The 14851-nt window shown below is 62.2% G+C and carries 26 protein-coding genes; all 26 read right to left on the bottom strand.

Going from position 1 to position 14851, the window contains the following annotated elements:
- Positions 1-7: 7 nt before the first annotated feature.
- Entirely contained in the window at positions 8-439 is a 432-nt protein-coding gene (rplO, locus tag EOD73_RS09025; protein ID WP_127682665.1) for a 50S ribosomal protein L15, read from the bottom strand.
- Positions 440-459: 20 nt separating this feature from the next.
- Entirely contained in the window at positions 460-642 is a 183-nt protein-coding gene (rpmD, locus tag EOD73_RS09020) for a 50S ribosomal protein L30 (protein ID WP_127682664.1), read from the bottom strand.
- A gap of 22 nt (positions 643-664) precedes the next feature.
- Positions 665-1183, bottom strand: a complete 519-nt coding sequence (rpsE, locus tag EOD73_RS09015) for a 30S ribosomal protein S5 (protein WP_127682663.1) — start codon at positions 1181-1183, stop codon at positions 665-667.
- A 19-nt stretch (positions 1184-1202) separates the two neighbouring features.
- Positions 1203-1562, bottom strand: a complete 360-nt coding sequence (gene rplR, locus EOD73_RS09010) for a 50S ribosomal protein L18 (RefSeq protein ID WP_127682662.1) — start codon at positions 1560-1562, stop codon at positions 1203-1205.
- A gap of 11 nt (positions 1563-1573) precedes the next feature.
- Positions 1574-2107 carry a 50S ribosomal protein L6 gene (rplF, locus tag EOD73_RS09005; RefSeq protein WP_127682661.1) on the bottom strand — a complete coding sequence of 178 codons (534 nt, stop codon included), beginning with the start codon at positions 2105-2107 and terminating at the stop codon, positions 1574-1576.
- A gap of 17 nt (positions 2108-2124) precedes the next feature.
- Positions 2125-2520 carry a 30S ribosomal protein S8 gene (gene rpsH / locus EOD73_RS09000; protein WP_127682660.1) on the bottom strand — a complete coding sequence of 132 codons (396 nt, stop codon included), beginning with the start codon at positions 2518-2520 and terminating at the stop codon, positions 2125-2127.
- A gap of 24 nt (positions 2521-2544) precedes the next feature.
- On the bottom strand, positions 2545-2850 hold the full coding sequence (gene rpsN / locus EOD73_RS08995; protein ID WP_127682659.1) for a 30S ribosomal protein S14: 306 nt from the start codon (positions 2848-2850) through the stop codon (positions 2545-2547).
- 8 nt (positions 2851-2858) lie between these two features.
- Entirely contained in the window at positions 2859-3398 is a 540-nt protein-coding gene (rplE, locus tag EOD73_RS08990) for a 50S ribosomal protein L5 (protein ID WP_127682658.1), read from the bottom strand.
- Positions 3399-3409: 11 nt separating this feature from the next.
- Positions 3410-3727 carry a 50S ribosomal protein L24 gene (rplX, locus tag EOD73_RS08985; RefSeq protein WP_127682657.1) on the bottom strand — a complete coding sequence of 106 codons (318 nt, stop codon included), beginning with the start codon at positions 3725-3727 and terminating at the stop codon, positions 3410-3412.
- A gap of 25 nt (positions 3728-3752) precedes the next feature.
- Positions 3753-4121, bottom strand: a complete 369-nt coding sequence (rplN, locus tag EOD73_RS08980) for a 50S ribosomal protein L14 (protein ID WP_127682656.1) — start codon at positions 4119-4121, stop codon at positions 3753-3755.
- Positions 4122-4367: 246 nt separating this feature from the next.
- Complete coding sequence (locus EOD73_RS08975; protein WP_127682655.1) at positions 4368-4877, bottom strand: peroxiredoxin; 510 nt, start codon at positions 4875-4877, stop codon at positions 4368-4370.
- Between the two features lie 70 nt (positions 4878-4947).
- Positions 4948-5220: a 30S ribosomal protein S17 gene (gene rpsQ / locus EOD73_RS08970; protein ID WP_127682654.1), complete on the bottom strand. Its 273-nt coding sequence runs from the start codon at positions 5218-5220 to the stop codon at positions 4948-4950.
- Positions 5217-5417 carry a 50S ribosomal protein L29 gene (gene rpmC / locus EOD73_RS08965; protein WP_127682653.1) on the bottom strand — a complete coding sequence of 67 codons (201 nt, stop codon included), beginning with the start codon at positions 5415-5417 and terminating at the stop codon, positions 5217-5219. The genes rpsQ and rpmC overlap by 4 nt, the downstream gene beginning before the upstream one ends.
- A gap of 11 nt (positions 5418-5428) precedes the next feature.
- The gene (gene rplP / locus EOD73_RS08960) at positions 5429-5845 is read right to left on the bottom strand and encodes a 50S ribosomal protein L16 (RefSeq protein ID WP_127682652.1); all 417 of its coding nucleotides are present in this window, start codon (positions 5843-5845) and stop codon (positions 5429-5431) included.
- A gap of 2 nt (positions 5846-5847) precedes the next feature.
- Complete coding sequence (rpsC, locus tag EOD73_RS08955; protein ID WP_127682651.1) at positions 5848-6657, bottom strand: 30S ribosomal protein S3; 810 nt, start codon at positions 6655-6657, stop codon at positions 5848-5850.
- Positions 6658-6673: 16 nt separating this feature from the next.
- Complete coding sequence (rplV, locus tag EOD73_RS08950; protein WP_127682650.1) at positions 6674-7003, bottom strand: 50S ribosomal protein L22; 330 nt, start codon at positions 7001-7003, stop codon at positions 6674-6676.
- Positions 7004-7014: 11 nt separating this feature from the next.
- Positions 7015-7293, bottom strand: coding sequence for a 30S ribosomal protein S19 (gene rpsS / locus EOD73_RS08945; RefSeq protein WP_127682649.1), 279 nt, complete (start codon positions 7291-7293; stop codon positions 7015-7017).
- 12 nt (positions 7294-7305) lie between these two features.
- The gene (gene rplB, locus EOD73_RS08940) at positions 7306-8130 is read right to left on the bottom strand and encodes a 50S ribosomal protein L2 (RefSeq protein ID WP_127682648.1); all 825 of its coding nucleotides are present in this window, start codon (positions 8128-8130) and stop codon (positions 7306-7308) included.
- Complete coding sequence (gene rplW, locus EOD73_RS08935) at positions 8130-8444, bottom strand: 50S ribosomal protein L23 (RefSeq protein WP_127682647.1); 315 nt, start codon at positions 8442-8444, stop codon at positions 8130-8132. The genes rplB and rplW overlap by 1 nt, the downstream gene beginning before the upstream one ends.
- Complete coding sequence (gene rplD, locus EOD73_RS08930; RefSeq protein WP_127682646.1) at positions 8441-9061, bottom strand: 50S ribosomal protein L4; 621 nt, start codon at positions 9059-9061, stop codon at positions 8441-8443. Before rplD ends, rplW begins: the two co-directional genes overlap by 4 nt.
- Positions 9061-9729 carry a 50S ribosomal protein L3 gene (gene rplC, locus EOD73_RS08925; RefSeq protein ID WP_127682983.1) on the bottom strand — a complete coding sequence of 223 codons (669 nt, stop codon included), beginning with the start codon at positions 9727-9729 and terminating at the stop codon, positions 9061-9063. Before rplC ends, rplD begins: the two co-directional genes overlap by 1 nt.
- Positions 9730-9992: 263 nt before the next feature.
- Positions 9993-10304: a 30S ribosomal protein S10 gene (gene rpsJ / locus EOD73_RS08920; protein WP_127682645.1), complete on the bottom strand. Its 312-nt coding sequence runs from the start codon at positions 10302-10304 to the stop codon at positions 9993-9995.
- Between the two features lie 46 nt (positions 10305-10350).
- Complete coding sequence (gene tuf / locus EOD73_RS08915; protein WP_127682633.1) at positions 10351-11541, bottom strand: elongation factor Tu; 1191 nt, start codon at positions 11539-11541, stop codon at positions 10351-10353.
- Positions 11542-11652: 111 nt separating this feature from the next.
- Complete coding sequence (gene fusA / locus EOD73_RS08910; protein ID WP_127682644.1) at positions 11653-13755, bottom strand: elongation factor G; 2103 nt, start codon at positions 13753-13755, stop codon at positions 11653-11655.
- Positions 13756-13824: 69 nt separating this feature from the next.
- Entirely contained in the window at positions 13825-14295 is a 471-nt protein-coding gene (gene rpsG / locus EOD73_RS08905; RefSeq protein ID WP_127682643.1) for a 30S ribosomal protein S7, read from the bottom strand.
- Between the two features lie 111 nt (positions 14296-14406).
- On the bottom strand, positions 14407-14781 hold the full coding sequence (gene rpsL / locus EOD73_RS08900; protein WP_102766011.1) for a 30S ribosomal protein S12: 375 nt from the start codon (positions 14779-14781) through the stop codon (positions 14407-14409).
- Between the last annotated feature and the right edge of the window lie 70 nt (positions 14782-14851).

Here is a 14851-nt window from a genome sequence, read left to right as displayed (position 1 = left end):
CAGTCGATCAGGCAACTTGGCCGCCGGCAGCCTCAACAGCCGCCTTGGCGCCGGCCGTCGCGCCGATGCCCTTCAGGACCACCTTGCGCGTCAGCTCGCCCGACTTGATGACCTTGACGTTCTTGATCAGGTCGCTCACGAGGCCAGCCGCCTTGAGAACGGCCAGATCCACTTCGTCAGCACCCAAACGCTGCAGGTCGGTCAGGTTGATTTCGGCGTTGAACTTCAACAAAGCCGACTTGAAGCCGCGCTTGGGCAGGCGGCGCTGCAGCGGCATTTGACCGCCTTCAAAGCCCACCTTGTGGAATCCACCGGCGCGGGACTTTTGACCCTTGTGGCCGCGACCGGCGGTCTTGCCCAGGCCCGAGCCAATGCCACGACCGACGCGACGCTTGGCTTTCTTGGCCCCGTCGGCCGGCTTGATGGTGTTCAGTTCCATGTTCTTGTCCTTGGCGGGTGTTACAGCACTTGCACCAGGTACTGAACCTTGGTGATCATGCCGCGCACCGCCGGGGTGTCTTCCAGGGTGCTGGTGCTGTTCAGCTTGCGCAAACCCAGGCCGCGCACGGTGGCACGGTGCGATTCACGGGTGCCAGCAATGCTGCGCACCAGCTTCACGGTCACGGTTTTCTTGTCAGACATGAGAATCTCCTGCGTCGGCGAATCAGCTGAACAGCTCTTCGACGCTCTTGCCGCGCTTGGCAGCAACGGCCGCCGGCGTGCTGGTGCGCTTGAGCGCGTCCAGCGTGGCACGGACCATGTTGTAGGGGTTGGTCGAACCGTGGCTCTTGCTCACGATGTCGGTGACACCCATGACTTCGAACACAGCACGCATCGGGCCGCCAGCGATCACGCCGGTACCGACCGGCGCCGGGGCCAGCATGACGCGGGCAGCGCCGTGCTCACCGATCACGTTGTGGTGCACGGTGCCGTTCTTGAGGTTGACCTTGACCATGTTGCGGCGGGCCGCTTCCATCGCCTTTTGAACAGCGACCGGCACTTCACGCGCCTTGCCCTTGCCCATGCCAATGCGGCCATCGCCATCACCGACCACGGTGAGTGCAGCGAAGCCGAGGATGCGGCCGCCCTTCACCACTTTGGTGACGCGGTTCACCGCAATCATCTTCTCGCGCAGACCGTCGTCACGACCTTCGTCTTGCACGCGGGGTTGAAACTTTGCCATTTGCTCTGCTTCCGAATGCTTAGAACTTCAGACCGGCTTCGCGGGCTGCTTCGGCCAAGGCCTTGACGCGGCCGTGGAAGGCGTAACCAGCACGGTCGAAGGCGACGGCTTCGACGCCAGCAGCCTTCGCCTTCTCGGCGATGGCCTTGCCAACGGCTTGCGCCGCTGCGACGTTGCCGCCCTTGCCCCCCACCGCTTCGCGCACGGCCTTCTCGGCCGTCGAGGCGGTGGCCAAGACCTTCGCGTTGTCGGCGCTGATCAGGCTGGCGTAAATGTGCAGGTTGGAGCGGAAGACCGTCAGACGGGCCTTGCGCTGCAGCGCGATGCGAACGCGGGTTTGACGCGCACGACGCAGTCGCTGTTGTTTCTTGTTCAACATGGCGCAGCTCCTTACTTCTTCTTGGTCTCTTTGATCGTGACCTTCTCATCCGAATAACGGATGCCCTTGCCCTTGTAAGGCTCGGGAGGACGGATCGCGCGCACTTCGGCGGCCAACTGGCCCACCACCTGGCGGTCAGCGCCCTTGATCACGATTTCCGTTTGCGTCGGGCACTCGACCTTGATACCGGCCGGCATGTCCTTCACCACGGGGTGGGAGAAACCGATTTGCAGGTTCAGCTTCTGGCCCTGGGCTTGGGCACGGAAGCCCACGCCCACCAGGTTGAGCTTGCGCTCAAAGCCCTTGCTAACGCCCTGGACCATGTTCGCCACCAGGGCACGCATGGTGCCGCTCATGGCATTGGCTTCGGCAGACTCGTTGGTCGGAACGAAGCTGAGCGTGCCAGCATCGTTGGCCACGGTCACCAGCTCGCTCTGCGGGCGAACCAAGGTGCCCAGGGCGCCCTTGACACTGATGTTGCCGTTCGACAGGGTCACATCCACGCCTTGCGGGATCGCGACCGGCATTTTTCCAACGCGGGACATTGCGATTCCTCCGGCGGTTAGGCGACGTAGCAAAGCACTTCGCCACCGATACCGGCTTGGCGCGCTTTGCGGTCGGTCATCACGCCTTGCGGCGTCGTGATGATGGCCACACCCAAACCGTTCATGACGTTCGGGATGTCGTGGCGACCCTTGTACACACGCAAGCCCGGGCGGCTGACGCGCTCGATGCGCTCAATCACCGGACGACCCGCGTAGTACTTCAATTCAATCTCGAGCTCTGGACGGGCAGCGTCGCCGCGCACCACGAAGTTCTCGATGTAACCCTCATCCTTCAAGACCTTGGCGATCGCCAGCTTGATTTTGGAGGAGGGCATGCTCACGCTCGACTTTTCCACCGACTGCGCATTGCGGATGCGCGTCAGCATGTCGGCGATCGGATCACTCATGCTCATGGGGTACTCTCCAAATCCTGCCGATTACCAGCTGGCCTTGATGACACCGGGGATGTCACCCTTGAAGGCCAGTTCACGGATCTTGCTGCGGCCGAGGCCGAAGGTGCGGAACGTGCCACGGGCACGGCCCGTGAGTTCGCAGCGGTTGCGCAGGCGCGTCGGGTTGGCATTGCGCGGCAGTTGCTGCAAGGCCAAACGGGCGGCGTAACGCTCTTCGTCGCTGCGCTTCGCGTCGTTGATGATGGCTTTCAGTTCGGCGTATTTCTTCGCAAACTTGGCCACCAGTTGCTCGCGCTTCAGTTCGCGCTGCTTGAGAGAAAGCTTTGCCATGGCGTGCCTCAGTTCTTGAACGGGAACTTGAAAGCCTGCAGCAGAGCCTTGGCTTCGTCGTCGGTCTTGGCGGTCGTCGTGATGCTGATGTTCAGACCACGCAGCGCATCCACCTTGTCGTACTCGATCTCGGGGAAGATGATCTGCTCTTTGACGCCGATGTTGTAGTTGCCACGACCGTCAAATGCACGACCCGAGATGCCGCGGAAGTCGCGAACACGGGGCAACGCGATCGTCACGAAGCGGTCCAGAAATTCGTACATCTGGACGCCACGCAAGGTGACCATCGCGCCGATGGGCACGTCTTCGCGGATCTTGAAGCCCGCGATGGCCTTGCGCGACTTGGTCACCACCGGCTTTTGACCCGCAATCTTGGTCAAGTCACCCACGGCGTGATCCATGACCTTCTTGTCGGCCACTGCTTCACTGACACCCATGTTCAGGGTGATCTTGGTGATGCGAGGAACCTGCATCACCGACTTGTACCCAAACTTCTCAACGAGGCTGGGCACCACTTTTTCGCGATAAAACGCTTGCAAACGAGCCATGTTGGTCCCCGTCAAGCCTTGATTTCGGCGCCGCTGCTCTTGAAGACGCGCACTTTTTTGCCGTCTTCGAGCAACTTGATCCCAACGCGGTCGGCCTTGCCGGTCGCCGCATTGAAGATCGCCACGTTCGATTGATGGATGGGCATGGTCTTGTCAACCACACCACCCGTCGTGCCCTTCATGGGGTTCGGCTTGACGTGCTTCTTGGCCACGTTCACGCCATCAACCAGCAGATGGTCGGCGTCAACGCGAGCAGCCACCGTGCCACGCTTGCCCTTGTCGCGACCGGTCAACACGATGACCTCGTCGCCTTTGCGAATCTTGTTCATGACAGTCCTTTTGCGGTCGCCAGACTCAGAGCACTTCCGGCGCCAGCGAGACGATCTTCATGAATCGTTCGCTGCGCAGCTCGCGCGTGACCGGGCCGAAGATGCGGGTGCCGATCGGCTCGAGCTTGGCATTGAGCAGCACGGCGGCATTGCCGTCGAACTTCACCAGCGAGCCGTCTTGGCGACGAACACACTTGGCGGTGCGCACCACCACGGCGTTGTAGACCTCGCCCTTTTTGACGCGGCCACGCGGCGCAGCTTCTTTGATGCTGACCTTGATCACATCACCGATACCGGCATAGCGACGCTTGGAGCCACCCAGCACCTTGATGCACATGACGGACTTCGCGCCCGTGTTGTCCGCGACGTCGAGTCGCGATTGCATTTGGATCATGTCAATTCCCAACTTGCCCCGGTCGCTTAGCGCTCGGTCAGTCTTGGGCCCGTAAGCCGTTGAGCCTTTGAGGCCGCCCGGCGGTTTGAGGTCTGAAGCCAACCTTGGTGTCGCACGAACGGCAACCGCATCCAAGGCCAGCGAAGCCTGCCATTATGCAGGACGATGGCGCATCGGGTCAACCCCGACGCGCGAAATTGTCTCGAGTCCCCTGCCAGTTAAGGCACTCGGTGTTGGGCGACGCTCTCAAGCTGCCGCAATAGCTGCCAGCAAGCTTTCGGCGCTGCTGCGTTCAAACTGACCTGGCGCCTCCACCTGCAGGACGCGGATGACACCGTCAACGACCCACGCGGCATAGCGTTGGCTGCGTACTCCCATGCCCTTGGCGGACAGGTCCAGCACGAGGCCGGCCGCGTGCGCGAAGTGCGCAGAGCCATCGCCGAGCATGCGAACAACGCCAGTCGCCCCCTGGGACTCGCCCCAGTGGTGCATGACGAAGGCATCGTTCACCGACAGACACCAAATTTCATCCACGCCCAGCGCACGAAACGCCGAGGCTTGCGCGATGTAGCCGGGCAGGTGCTTGGCCGAACAGGTCGGGGTGTAGGCGCCCGGCAAGGCAAACAGTGCGATGGACTTTCCGCGGCTTGCGGCATCCAACGGCACCGCCATCGGGCCGATGGGGCAGGCTTCGCCTTCAACGGTGTTGTATTCGTAGACCGTAACCGCCGGCAGTGCAGCGCCAACTTCAAGCATGGTGATCTCCTGAATAAAAAAGCCGCGTCCGTTTGACAGGACGCGGCTTTGAGCGAGGGCCCCTGAGGCCTTAGACGGCTTCGGCCTTCTCGACCAAGCGGGTCACGACCCAGTTCTTGGTCTTCGAGATCGGCTTGCTTTCGGTGATCTCGACCACATCGCCCATCTTGTACGCGCCCTGTTCGTCATGGGCGTGGTACTTGCGGGACGTGGCGACGATCTTGCCGTACAGCGCGTGCTTGGTGCGACGCTCAACCAAAACGGTGACCGTCTTGGCGCGTTTGTCGCTGACCACGCGACCCACGAGGGTGCGGGTGACTTTGGTCGCGGCTTGCGTCGTCATTTGGCAGCCTCTTTCTTCTTCTCGGCCAAGATGGTCTTCACGCGGGCGATGTCGCGACGCGTGTTACCCAGGGCGGTGTGATTGCTCAGCTGTTGCGTGGCCTTTTGCATGCGCAGGCCGAAATGGGCCTTGAGCAGCGACTTGACCTCGGCTTCCAGCGCGGCAACGTCTTTGGTGCGCAGTTCAGATGCCTTCATGGTGTTCCCTTTCAGGCGCCGATCTGGCGCTCAACGAAGGTGCACTTCAGCGGCAGCTTGGCTGCAGCCAGGGTGAACGCTTCGCGGGCCAGTGCTTCGGGCACGCCGTTGAGTTCGTAGAGCACCTTGCCGGGCTGGATCTCAGCCACGTAGTACTCCGGGTTGCCCTTGCCGTTACCCATGCGCACTTCGGCCGGCTTCTTGGAGATCGGCTTGTCAGGGAAGATGCGAATGAAGATACGGCCGCCACGCTTGATGTGGCGCGAGATGGCACGACGAGCGGCTTCGATTTGACGCGCGGTGATCCGGCCACGCTCGGTGGCCTTCAAACCGAACTCGCCAAACGACACCTGCGCGCCACGCGTGGCGACGCCGGTGTTGCGGCCCTTTTGCTCTTTGCGGAATTTGCGACGAGCGGGTTGCAGCATGTTTACTCTCCTTTGGGCGCGGCGCCGGCATCAGCCGGCTTGCGCACCACGCGCTTGGCTGCAGGGCGGTCACCGCCCTCACCCGGCTTGCCATCGCGGCCGCGACCCGGACCAGGACGGCCCGGACGGCGGTTGCGACGATCGTCTTCGCCTTCCACGCTCTTGAGCACGGGGGCTTCGCCGTTCGCCAGGCGGTCACCGCGATACACCCAGACCTTGACGCCGATGACGCCATAGGTGGTCTTGGCTTCGCTGAAACCGTAATCGATGTCAGCCTTCAGGGTGTGCAGAGGCACTCGGCCTTCGCGATACCACTCGGTGCGCGCGATTTCGATGCCGTTCAAGCGACCGGCCGACATGATCTTGATGCCTTGGGCACCCAGGCGCATGGCGTTCTGCATGGCACGCTTCATGGCGCGGCGGAACATGATGCGCTTTTCCAGCTGCTGGGTGATCGAGTCGGCGATCAGTTGTGCATCGACTTCAGGCTTGCGCACTTCTTCGATGTTCACCGCCACCGGCACGCCCAGGAGCTTGCCGAGTTGGGCCTTCAGCGCTTCGATGTCTTCGCCCTTCTTGCCGATGACCACACCCGGGCGAGCCGAGTAAATGGTGATGCGGGCGTTCTTGGCGGGACGCTCGATCAAGATGCGCGACACGGCCGCGTTCTTGAGTTTGGCCTTCAGGAACTCGCGAACCTTCAGGTCTTCGGCCAGCATGCCGGCGAAGTTGCGGCTCGACGCGTACCAGCGCGACGACCAGTTGCGGGTGACGGGCAGGCGGAAGCCAACCGGATGGATTTTTTGTCCCATAGTCCTCTTAGCCCCCTCAGTTGCCGACGGTCACGTAGATGTGACACGTGGGCTTGCTGATGCGGTTGCCACGACCCTTGGCGCGCGCGGTGAAACGCTTCAGAACGGTGCCTTGCTCCACGTAAATGGAGGTCACCTTCAGGGCGTCGATGTCGGCACCGTCGTTGTGCTCGGCGTTGGCGATGGCCGACTCCAGAGCCTTTTTGATGATGCCGGCGGCCTTCTTTTGGGTGAAGGTCAGGATGTTCAGCGCCTGGTCCACCTTTTTGCCACGGATCAGGTCCGCCACGAGGCGGCCCTTGTCGCAGGAGAGGCGGACGCCACGAACGATTGCTTTGGTTTCCATCGTGGGCATCCTTACTTCTTACCGGCCTTCTTGTCGGCCGGGTGACCCTTGAAGGTCCGCGTCAGCGCGAATTCGCCGAGTTTGTGGCCAACCATTTGGTCGGTCACGTACACGGGGACGTGCTGGCGGCCGTTGTGCACGGCCACGGTCAGACCGATGAACTCGGGCAGGATCGTCGAGCGGCGCGACCAGGTCTTGATCGGCTTCTTGTCCTTGTTGGCGGCGGCCTTCTCGACCTTCGCCATCAGGTGGGCGTCAACGAACGGGCCCTTTTTAAGCGAGCGACTCATGTGGTCAACCCCTTATTTCTTGCGACGCGAGACGATGAACGTCTGCGTGCGCTTGTTGCTGCGGGTGCGGAAGCCCTTGGTCATCGTGTTCCACGGCGACACCGGCACTTGACCTTCGCCCGTGCGGCCTTCGCCGCCACCGTGCGGGTGGTCCACCGGGTTCATGGCCGTACCACGGACCGTCGGACGGATGCCCAGCCAACGCTTGGCACCGGCCTTGCCGTATTGGCGCAGGTTGTGCTCTTCGTTGCTGACTTCGCCCAGGGTGGCGCGGCAGTCGATATGCACGCGACGGACTTCGCCCGAGCGCAGACGGATCTGCGCGTAGGCACCATCACGGGCCATCAGGGTGACCGAGGTGCCAGCCGAGCGGGCGATTTGCGCACCCTTGCCCGGCAGCAGTTCGACGCAATGGATCGTCGAGCCGATGGGGATGTTGCGGATCGGCAGGGTGTTGCCCGGCTTGATCGGCGCTTCAGCGCCCGACAGCAGGACCGTGCCCACGGCCAAACCACGCGGGGCGATCACGTAGCGACGCTCGCCGTCGGCGTAGCACACCAAAGCGATGTGTGCCGTGCGGTTCGGGTCGTACTCGATGCGCTCCACCTTCGCGGGAATGCCATCCTTGTTGCGACGGAAGTCAACCACGCGGTAGTGGTGCTTATGACCACCGCCCTTGTGGCGCATCGTGATGTGACCGTTGTTGTTACGGCCCGACTTCTGCTTCTGCGGCTCGACCAGCGAGGCCTCAGGCGCGCCCTTGTGCAGGTGGGCGTGCACCACCTTCACCACGGCACGGCGGCCGGGCGAGGTCGGTTTGACTTTGACGACGGCCATTACGCAGCCTCCCCGGAGAAGTTCAGCTCTTGACCCGGCTTGAGGGCCACATAGGCCTTCTTGACGTGATCGCGGCGACCGACACGGCCACCGAAGCGCTTGGTCTTGCCCTTGACGTTCACGACGCTGACCGAAGCCACTTCGACCTTGAACATCAACTCCACCGCGGCCTTGATTTCCGGCTTGGTGGCGTCGCGCATGACCTTGAACAGGACTTGGTTGTGCTTTTCGCCGACTTGCGTGGCCTTTTCGCTCACGATCGGGGCCAGCAGCACCTGGGCCAGACGGCCCTCATCGAACTTGGGCGCGCTCATTCGAACATCTCCTTGAGCTGCTCCACGGCGGCCTTGGTCACGAGCACCTTCTTGAAGTGCACCAGCGACAGCGGGTCGGCGTGACGGGGCTCGACCACCAGCACGTTCGGCAGGTTGCGCGAAGCCAAGAACAGGTTGTCGTCGACTTCGTCGGCGATCACCAGGACCGACTCCAGGCCCATAGCCTTGAACTTGGCAGCCAGCAACTTGGTCTTCGGGGCCTCGACCTTGATCGAGTCCACGACCGCCAAGCGGCCTTCACGGGCCAACTGCGACAAGATGGCGGCCATGCCGGCGCGGTACATCTTGCGGTTCAGCTTGTGCGTGAAGTTCTCGTCGGGGCGGTTCGGGAAAATCCGACCGCCTCCGCGCCACAGCGGCGACGAGGTCATACCAGCACGGGCGTTGCCGGTGCCTTTCTGACGGAAGGGCTTCTTGGTCGAGTGATGAACCTCGCCACGATCCTTCTGAGCGCGGGTGCCTTGGCGGGCGTTGGCCTGGAAGGCCACAACCACTTGGTGAACCAGGGCTTCGTTGTAGTCACGGGCGAAGACGGCGTCAGACGCGTCGACCTTGCCCGAGGCTTGACCTTGTTCGTTCAGGAGCTCGAGTTGCATCACTGGGCCCCCTTCACTTTGACTTTGACAGCCGGACGAACCACAACGTGGCCGTTCTTGCTGCCCGGGACGGCGCCACGCACCAGCAACAGCTGGCGGGCTTCGTCGATGCGGACGATGTCGAGGTTCTGGGTGGTGACGGTTTCGTCGCCCTGGTGACCCGACATCTTCTTGCCCGGGAACACGCGACCCGGGTCTTGCGCCATCGAGATCGAACCCGGCACATTGTGCGAACGGCTGTTGCCGTGCGACGCGCGCTGCGAGCCGAAGTTGTGGCGCTTGATCGTGCCCATGAAGCCCTTGCCGATGGAAGTGCCCTGCACGTCCACCTTCTGGCCCACAGCAAACAAGGTCACGGGCACTGCGGCGCCCGGCTTGTATTCGGCGGCCACGTCGGCCGACACACGGAATTCCTTCAGCAGTTCACCGGCTTCCACACCCGCTTTCGCGAAGTGACCAGCTTCCGGCTTGCTCACGCGGGAGGCCTTGCGCTCGCCATACGCCACTTGAATGGCGGTATAGCCGTCGCTCTCCTGCGTCTTGACCTGAGCCACGCGGTTGTTGGACACATCCAGCACCGTCACGGGGATGGTGTCGCCATCGTCCGTGAAGATGCGCATCATGCCCACCTTGCGGCCCAGCAATCCGAGACGATTGCTAAGACTCATTGCTTTCTCCAGCCCCCAACGTTTGATTGCGAAGGCCTTTGTTTGACACACCCGACAGCGATTGGCCGGGCGCCCTTGGTTGCCACCACCCACTCGCGCAGGCATGCGGCACTCCCCCACAAAATGCGGGAAAGCCCGCGAGTATAGGGCTGCGCGCACGAACTGACAAGAAGCGCCTGTGAAAAGTCAATCGGGCGCCGCCAGAAACGACAAAGCGGCCCGTGGGCCGCTTTGTCTCCAGGGCAGGCGCTACGCGCCCGCGATCACTGCAGCTTGATTTCGACGTCCACGCCGGCCGGCAGGTCGAGCTTCATCAGCGCGTCCACGGTCTTGTCGGTGGGGTCGACGATGTCCATCAGGCGCTGGTGGGTGCGGATTTCGAACTGGTCGCGGCTGGTCTTGTTGACGTGCGGCGAACGCAGGATGTCGAAACGCTCCATGCGCGTCGGCAGGGGCACGGGGCCCTTGACGATGGCGCCCGTGCGCTTGGCGGTGTCAACGATTTCCAGGGCCGATTGGTCGATCAGCTTGTAATCGAAGGCCTTGAGGCGGATGCGGATTTTTTGCTTTTGCATGGTGTTCCAACGCCCCGATTGCTCAGGGCGCCGGCCTCAAGATTGATTACTCGATGATCGTCGCAACGACGCCCGAACCCACGGTACGGCCACCTTCACGGATGGCGAAGCGCAGGCCTTGCTCCATGGCGATGGGGGCGATCAGCTTGACGGTGATGCTGACGTTGTCGCCAGGCATGACCATTTCCTTGTCCTTCGGCAACTCGATCGAACCGGTCACGTCCGTCGTGCGGAAGTAGAACTGGGGACGGTAGTTGTTGAAGAACGGGGTGTGGCGGCCGCCTTCGTCCTTGCTCAGCACGTACACCTCACCCGTGAAGTGGGTGTGGGGCTTGATCGAGCCGGGCTTGCTCAGCACTTGGCCGCGCTCGACGTCTTCGCGCTTGGTGCCGCGCAGCAGCACGCCCACGTTGTCGCCGGCTTGACCTTGGTCCAGCAGCTTGCGGAACATTTCGACGCCGGTGACGGTCGTCTTTTGCACGTCGCGGATGCCGACGATTTCGATTTCTTCGCCAACCTTGATGATGCCGCGCTCAACGCGACCGGTCACCACGGTGCCGCGACCCGAGATCGAGAACACGTCTTCCACGGGCAGCAAGAAGGCACCGTCGATGGCGCGCTCAGGCTGGGGGATGTAGGTGTCCAGGGCGTCGGCCAAGCGCATGATGGCTTGCTCGCCCAGGTCGCCGGTGTCGCCTTCCAGGGCCAGCTTGGCCGAACCCTTGACGATGGGGGTGTCGTCGCCGGGGAAGTCGTACTTCGACAGCAGTTCGCGCACTTCCATTTCGACCAGCTCGAGCAGCTCGGCGTCGTCGACCATGTCGCACTTGTTCAGGAAGACGATGATGTACTTCACGCCCACCTGACGCGCCAGCAGGATGTGCTCGCGGGTCTGGGGCATCGGGCCGTCAGCGGCCGAGCACACCAGGATGGCGCCGTCCATCTGGGCGGCGCCGGTGATCATGTTCTTGACGTAGTCGGCGTGGCCGGGGCAGTCAACGTGCGCGTAGTGGCGGTTGGCGGTCTCGTACTCAACGTGCGCGGTGTTGATCGTGATGCCGCGAGCCTTCTCTTCGGGCGCTGCGTCGATCTGGTCGTAGGCCTTGGCCTCGCCACCGAACTTCTTCGACAGCACCGTCGCGATCGCGGCCGTCAGCGTGGTCTTGCCATGGTCGACGTGACCAATCGTGCCAACGTTGACGTGCGGCTTGGTGCGTTCAAACTTACCTTTTGCCATTTCAATCTCTCCAACAAAGAGCAACACCAGTCGTGGGTTTAAGGTCTGTCGGACCGCCCGCGCTCCATCGGGACTGGCACCGATGGCGAGCGGCCCGCAGACCGTGGGGAATTACTTGGAACGCGCCGTGATGATGGCGTCGGCCACGTTCTTGGGAGCTTCGCTGTAGTGCTTGAACTCCATCGTGTACGTGGCACGGCCTTGCGACATCGAACGCAGGGTCGTCGAGTAGCCGAACATTTCCGACAGCGGCACTTCGGCCTTGATGACCTTGCCGCCACCAACCATGTCGTCCATGCCCTGCACCATGCCGCGACGGCTGGACAGGTCGCCCATCACGTTGCCGGCATAGTCTTCCGGGGTTTCGACTTCCACGGCCATCATCGGCTCCAGGATCACCGGCGAGGCCTTGCGGCAGCCTTCCTTGAAGCCCATCGACGCTGCCATCTTGAAGGCGTTTTCGTTCGAGTCCACTTCGTGGTAAGAACCGAAGGTCAGCGTGACCTTCACGTCCACCACCGGGAAGCCGGCCAACACTCCGTTCGGCAGGGTGTCTTCGATGCCCTTCTGAACCGCGGGGATGAACTCGCGGGGAACGACACCGCCCTTGATGGCGTCGACGAACTCGAAGCCCTTGCCCGGCTCTTGCGGCTCCACGGTCAGCACAACGTGGCCGTACTGGCCCTTGCCGCCCGACTGACGAACGAACTTGCCTTCGACATCGGTGGCCGTCTTGCGGATGGTTTCGCGGTAGGCGACCTGCGGCTTGCCCACGTTGGCTTCCACACCAAACTCGCGCTTCATGCGGTCGACGATGATTTCCAGGTGGAGCTCGCCCATGCCAGAAATGATGGTCTGGCCGGATTCTTCGTCGGTGCGAACACGGAACGACGGGTCTTCCTTGGCCAGGCGGCCCAGGGCGACGCCCATCTTTTCTTGGTCGGCCTTGGTCTTGGGCTCCACGGCCTGCGAAATCACAGGCTCAGGGAAGACCATCTTTTCCAAGGTGATGATGGCGTCTTGGTCGCACAGCGTCTCGCCGGTCGTGACTTCCTTCAAACCCACGCAAGCTGCAATGTCGCCCGCCAGAATCTCGGAGATTTCCTCGCGCTGGTTGGCATGCATCTGCAAGATGCGGCCGATGCGCTCCTTCTTGCCTTTGATCGGGTTGTAGACGGAGTCGCCCGACTTCAGCACGCCGGAGTACACGCGCACGAAAGTCAGCTGACCGACGTACGGGTCGGTCATCAGCTTGAACGCCAGCGCGGCAAACTTTTCGCTGTCGTCGGCCTTGCGAGTCGTTTCTTGGTCGTCGTCGTCCGTGCCAGCCACCGGGGGGATGTCCACCGGGCTGGGCAAGAAGTCGATGACCGCGTCCAACATGCGCTGCACACCCTTGTTCTTGAAGGCGGTGCCGCACAGCATGGGCTGAATCTCGGTGGCGATCGTGCGGGTGCGGATGGCACCCTTGATCTCGGCCTCGCTCAAGTCACCCGTTTCCAGGTACTTGTTCATCAGCTCTTCGCTGGCTTCGGCAGCCGCCTCGACCATCTTTTCGCGCCACTCTTTGGCCACCTCGACCAACTCGGCCGGGATGTCTTGGTAGTCGAACTTCATGCCCTGGGACGCCTCGTCCCAAATGATCGCCTTCATCTTGATCAGGTCGACCACGCCGGTGAAGGTGTCTTCAGCGCCAATGGGGATCACGATGGGAACGGGATTGGCCTTCAGGCGGGTCTTCATCTGGTCAACGACCTTGAAGAAGTTCGCACCCGTGCGGTCCATCTTGTTCACAAAGGCCAAACGAGGCACCTTGTACTTGTTGGCCTGGCGCCAGACGGTTTCCGACTGGGGCTGCACGCCACCCACGGCGCAATAGACCATGCAGGCACCGTCGAGCACGCGCATCGAGCGCTCGACTTCGATGGTGAAGTCGACGTGCCCGGGGGTGTCGATGATGTTGAAACGGTGCTCGGGGTAGGACAGGTCCATGCCCTTCCAGAAGCAGGTGGTGGCAGCCGAGGTGATCGTGATGCCGCGCTCTTGCTCCTGCTCCATCCAGTCCATCGTGGCGGCGCCATCGTGCACCTCACCGATCTTGTGGTTGACACCGGTGTAGAACAGGATGCGCTCGGTCGTGGTGGTCTTGCCGGCGTCGATGTGGGCGCTGATACCGATGTTGCGGTAACGCTCGATGGGGGTCTTGCGGGCCATGGTTTGCTCCGAAATGCGTGAGCCGCCAGCGGGTTGGTGAAAACCCGTGGCGGCCAAAGAGGGCTGAGTTTAGAAGCGGAAGTGCGAGAAGGCCTTGTTGGCTTCGGCCATGCGGTGGACTTCGTCACGCTTCTTCATCGCGCCGCCACGGCCTTCCGAGGCCTCCAGCAGCTCGTTGGCCAAGCGCTGGGCCATCGACTTTTCACCACGCTTGCGCGCCGATTCCTTCAACCAGCGCATGGCCAAAGCCATCCGGCGAACGGGACGAACTTCCACGGGAACTTGGTAGTTCGCACCGCCCACGCGGCGGGACTTCACTTCGACCATCGGCTTGATGTTGTTCAGCGCGATCGTGAACACTTCCAGCGGGTCTTTGCCAGACTTCTTCTCCACCTGCTCCAGCGCGCCGTAAATGATGCGCTCGGCGACGGCCTTCTTGCCCGACTCCATGATCACGTTCATGAACTTGGACAGGTCAACGTTGTGGAACTTCGGATCCGGCAGGATCTCGCGCTTGGGTACTTCGCGACGACGTGGCATTTCTCTTCCTTTGTTGCTTCAGTTGGCTGTTGGATCAGCCTCGGGCGGCCAGCGATGGCACCGCCCACTTACTTGGGATGGCTTTCGCCCCCATGAACCCCGAAAAGGGGATTACTTCTTCGGGCGCTTGGCGCCGTACTTCGAACGCGACTGCTTGCGATCCTTGACGCCTTGCAAGTCGAGCGAACCACGCACGATGTGGTAACGCACACCGGGCAAGTCCTTCACACGACCGCCGCGCACGAGCACCACGCTGTGCTCTTGCAGGTTGTGGCCTTCACCGCCGATGTACGAGATGACCTCGAAACCGTTGGTCAAACGCACCTTGGCGACCTTGCGAAGTGCCGAGTTCGGCTTCTTCGGGGTGGTGGTGTAGACGCGGGTGCAAACACCGCGGCGCTGCGGGCAGTTCTGCATCGCAGGCGACTTGGATTTCGTGACTTCGGCTTGACGGCCGTGGCGCACGAGCTGGTTGATGGTTGGCATGGGTGACTTGTTCCCGTTTGAAGTCAGCTAACGAAATCTTCCCCCGCCCACCGCCCGCACCGCCTTGACG

Source organism: Inhella crocodyli (assembly GCF_004004565.1).
GTDB lineage: Bacteria > Pseudomonadota > Gammaproteobacteria > Burkholderiales > Burkholderiaceae_C > Inhella > Inhella crocodyli.
The sequence above is the reverse complement of the archived record's forward strand: the minus strand, read 5'-3'. Positions and strand labels throughout refer to the sequence as shown.

Excerpts from the sequence above, each read along its gene's own strand:
- rplO (WP_127682665.1), bottom strand. The coding sequence starts at position 439 with ATGGAACTGAACACCATCAAGCCGGCCGACGGGGCCAAGAAAGCCAAG.
- rpmD (WP_127682664.1), bottom strand. The coding sequence starts at position 642 with ATGTCTGACAAGAAAACCGTGACCGTGAAGCTGGTGCGCAGCATTGCT.
- rpsE (WP_127682663.1), bottom strand. The coding sequence starts at position 1,183 with ATGGCAAAGTTTCAACCCCGCGTGCAAGACGAAGGTCGTGACGACGGT.
- rplR (WP_127682662.1), bottom strand. The coding sequence starts at position 1,562 with ATGTTGAACAAGAAACAACAGCGACTGCGTCGTGCGCGTCAAACCCGC.
- rplF (WP_127682661.1), bottom strand. The coding sequence starts at position 2,107 with ATGTCCCGCGTTGGAAAAATGCCGGTCGCGATCCCGCAAGGCGTGGAT.
- rpsH (WP_127682660.1), bottom strand. The coding sequence starts at position 2,520 with ATGAGCATGAGTGATCCGATCGCCGACATGCTGACGCGCATCCGCAAT.
- rpsN (WP_127682659.1), bottom strand. The coding sequence starts at position 2,850 with ATGGCAAAGCTTTCTCTCAAGCAGCGCGAACTGAAGCGCGAGCAACTG.
- rplE (WP_127682658.1), bottom strand. The coding sequence starts at position 3,398 with ATGGCTCGTTTGCAAGCGTTTTATCGCGAAAAAGTGGTGCCCAGCCTC.
- rplX (WP_127682657.1), bottom strand. The coding sequence starts at position 3,727 with ATGAACAAGATTCGCAAAGGCGACGAGGTCATCGTGTTGACCGGTCGC.
- rplN (WP_127682656.1), bottom strand. The coding sequence starts at position 4,121 with ATGATCCAAATGCAATCGCGACTCGACGTCGCGGACAACACGGGCGCG.
- EOD73_RS08975 (WP_127682655.1), bottom strand. The coding sequence starts at position 4,877 with ATGCTTGAAGTTGGCGCTGCACTGCCGGCGGTTACGGTCTACGAATAC.
- rpsQ (WP_127682654.1), bottom strand. The coding sequence starts at position 5,220 with ATGACGACGCAAGCCGCGACCAAAGTCACCCGCACCCTCGTGGGTCGC.
- rpmC (WP_127682653.1), bottom strand. The coding sequence starts at position 5,417 with ATGAAGGCATCTGAACTGCGCACCAAAGACGTTGCCGCGCTGGAAGCC.
- rplP (WP_127682652.1), bottom strand. The coding sequence starts at position 5,845 with ATGCTGCAACCCGCTCGTCGCAAATTCCGCAAAGAGCAAAAGGGCCGC.
- rpsC (WP_127682651.1), bottom strand. The coding sequence starts at position 6,657 with ATGGGACAAAAAATCCATCCGGTTGGCTTCCGCCTGCCCGTCACCCGC.
- rplV (WP_127682650.1), bottom strand. The coding sequence starts at position 7,003 with ATGGAAACCAAAGCAATCGTTCGTGGCGTCCGCCTCTCCTGCGACAAG.
- rpsS (WP_127682649.1), bottom strand. The coding sequence starts at position 7,293 with ATGAGTCGCTCGCTTAAAAAGGGCCCGTTCGTTGACGCCCACCTGATG.
- rplB (WP_127682648.1), bottom strand. The coding sequence starts at position 8,130 with ATGGCCGTCGTCAAAGTCAAACCGACCTCGCCCGGCCGCCGTGCCGTG.
- rplW (WP_127682647.1), bottom strand. The coding sequence starts at position 8,444 with ATGAGCGCGCCCAAGTTCGATGAGGGCCGTCTGGCCCAGGTGCTGCTG.
- rplD (WP_127682646.1), bottom strand. The coding sequence starts at position 9,061 with ATGCAACTCGAGCTCCTGAACGAACAAGGTCAAGCCTCGGGCAAGGTC.
- rplC (WP_127682983.1), bottom strand. The coding sequence starts at position 9,729 with ATGAGTCTTAGCAATCGTCTCGGATTGCTGGGCCGCAAGGTGGGCATG.
- rpsJ (WP_127682645.1), bottom strand. The coding sequence starts at position 10,304 with ATGCAAAAGCAAAAAATCCGCATCCGCCTCAAGGCCTTCGATTACAAG.
- tuf (WP_127682633.1), bottom strand. The coding sequence starts at position 11,541 with ATGGCAAAAGGTAAGTTTGAACGCACCAAGCCGCACGTCAACGTTGGC.
- fusA (WP_127682644.1), bottom strand. The coding sequence starts at position 13,755 with ATGGCCCGCAAGACCCCCATCGAGCGTTACCGCAACATCGGTATCAGC.
- rpsG (WP_127682643.1), bottom strand. The coding sequence starts at position 14,295 with ATGCCACGTCGTCGCGAAGTACCCAAGCGCGAGATCCTGCCGGATCCG.
- rpsL (WP_102766011.1), bottom strand. The coding sequence starts at position 14,781 with ATGCCAACCATCAACCAGCTCGTGCGCCACGGCCGTCAAGCCGAAGTC.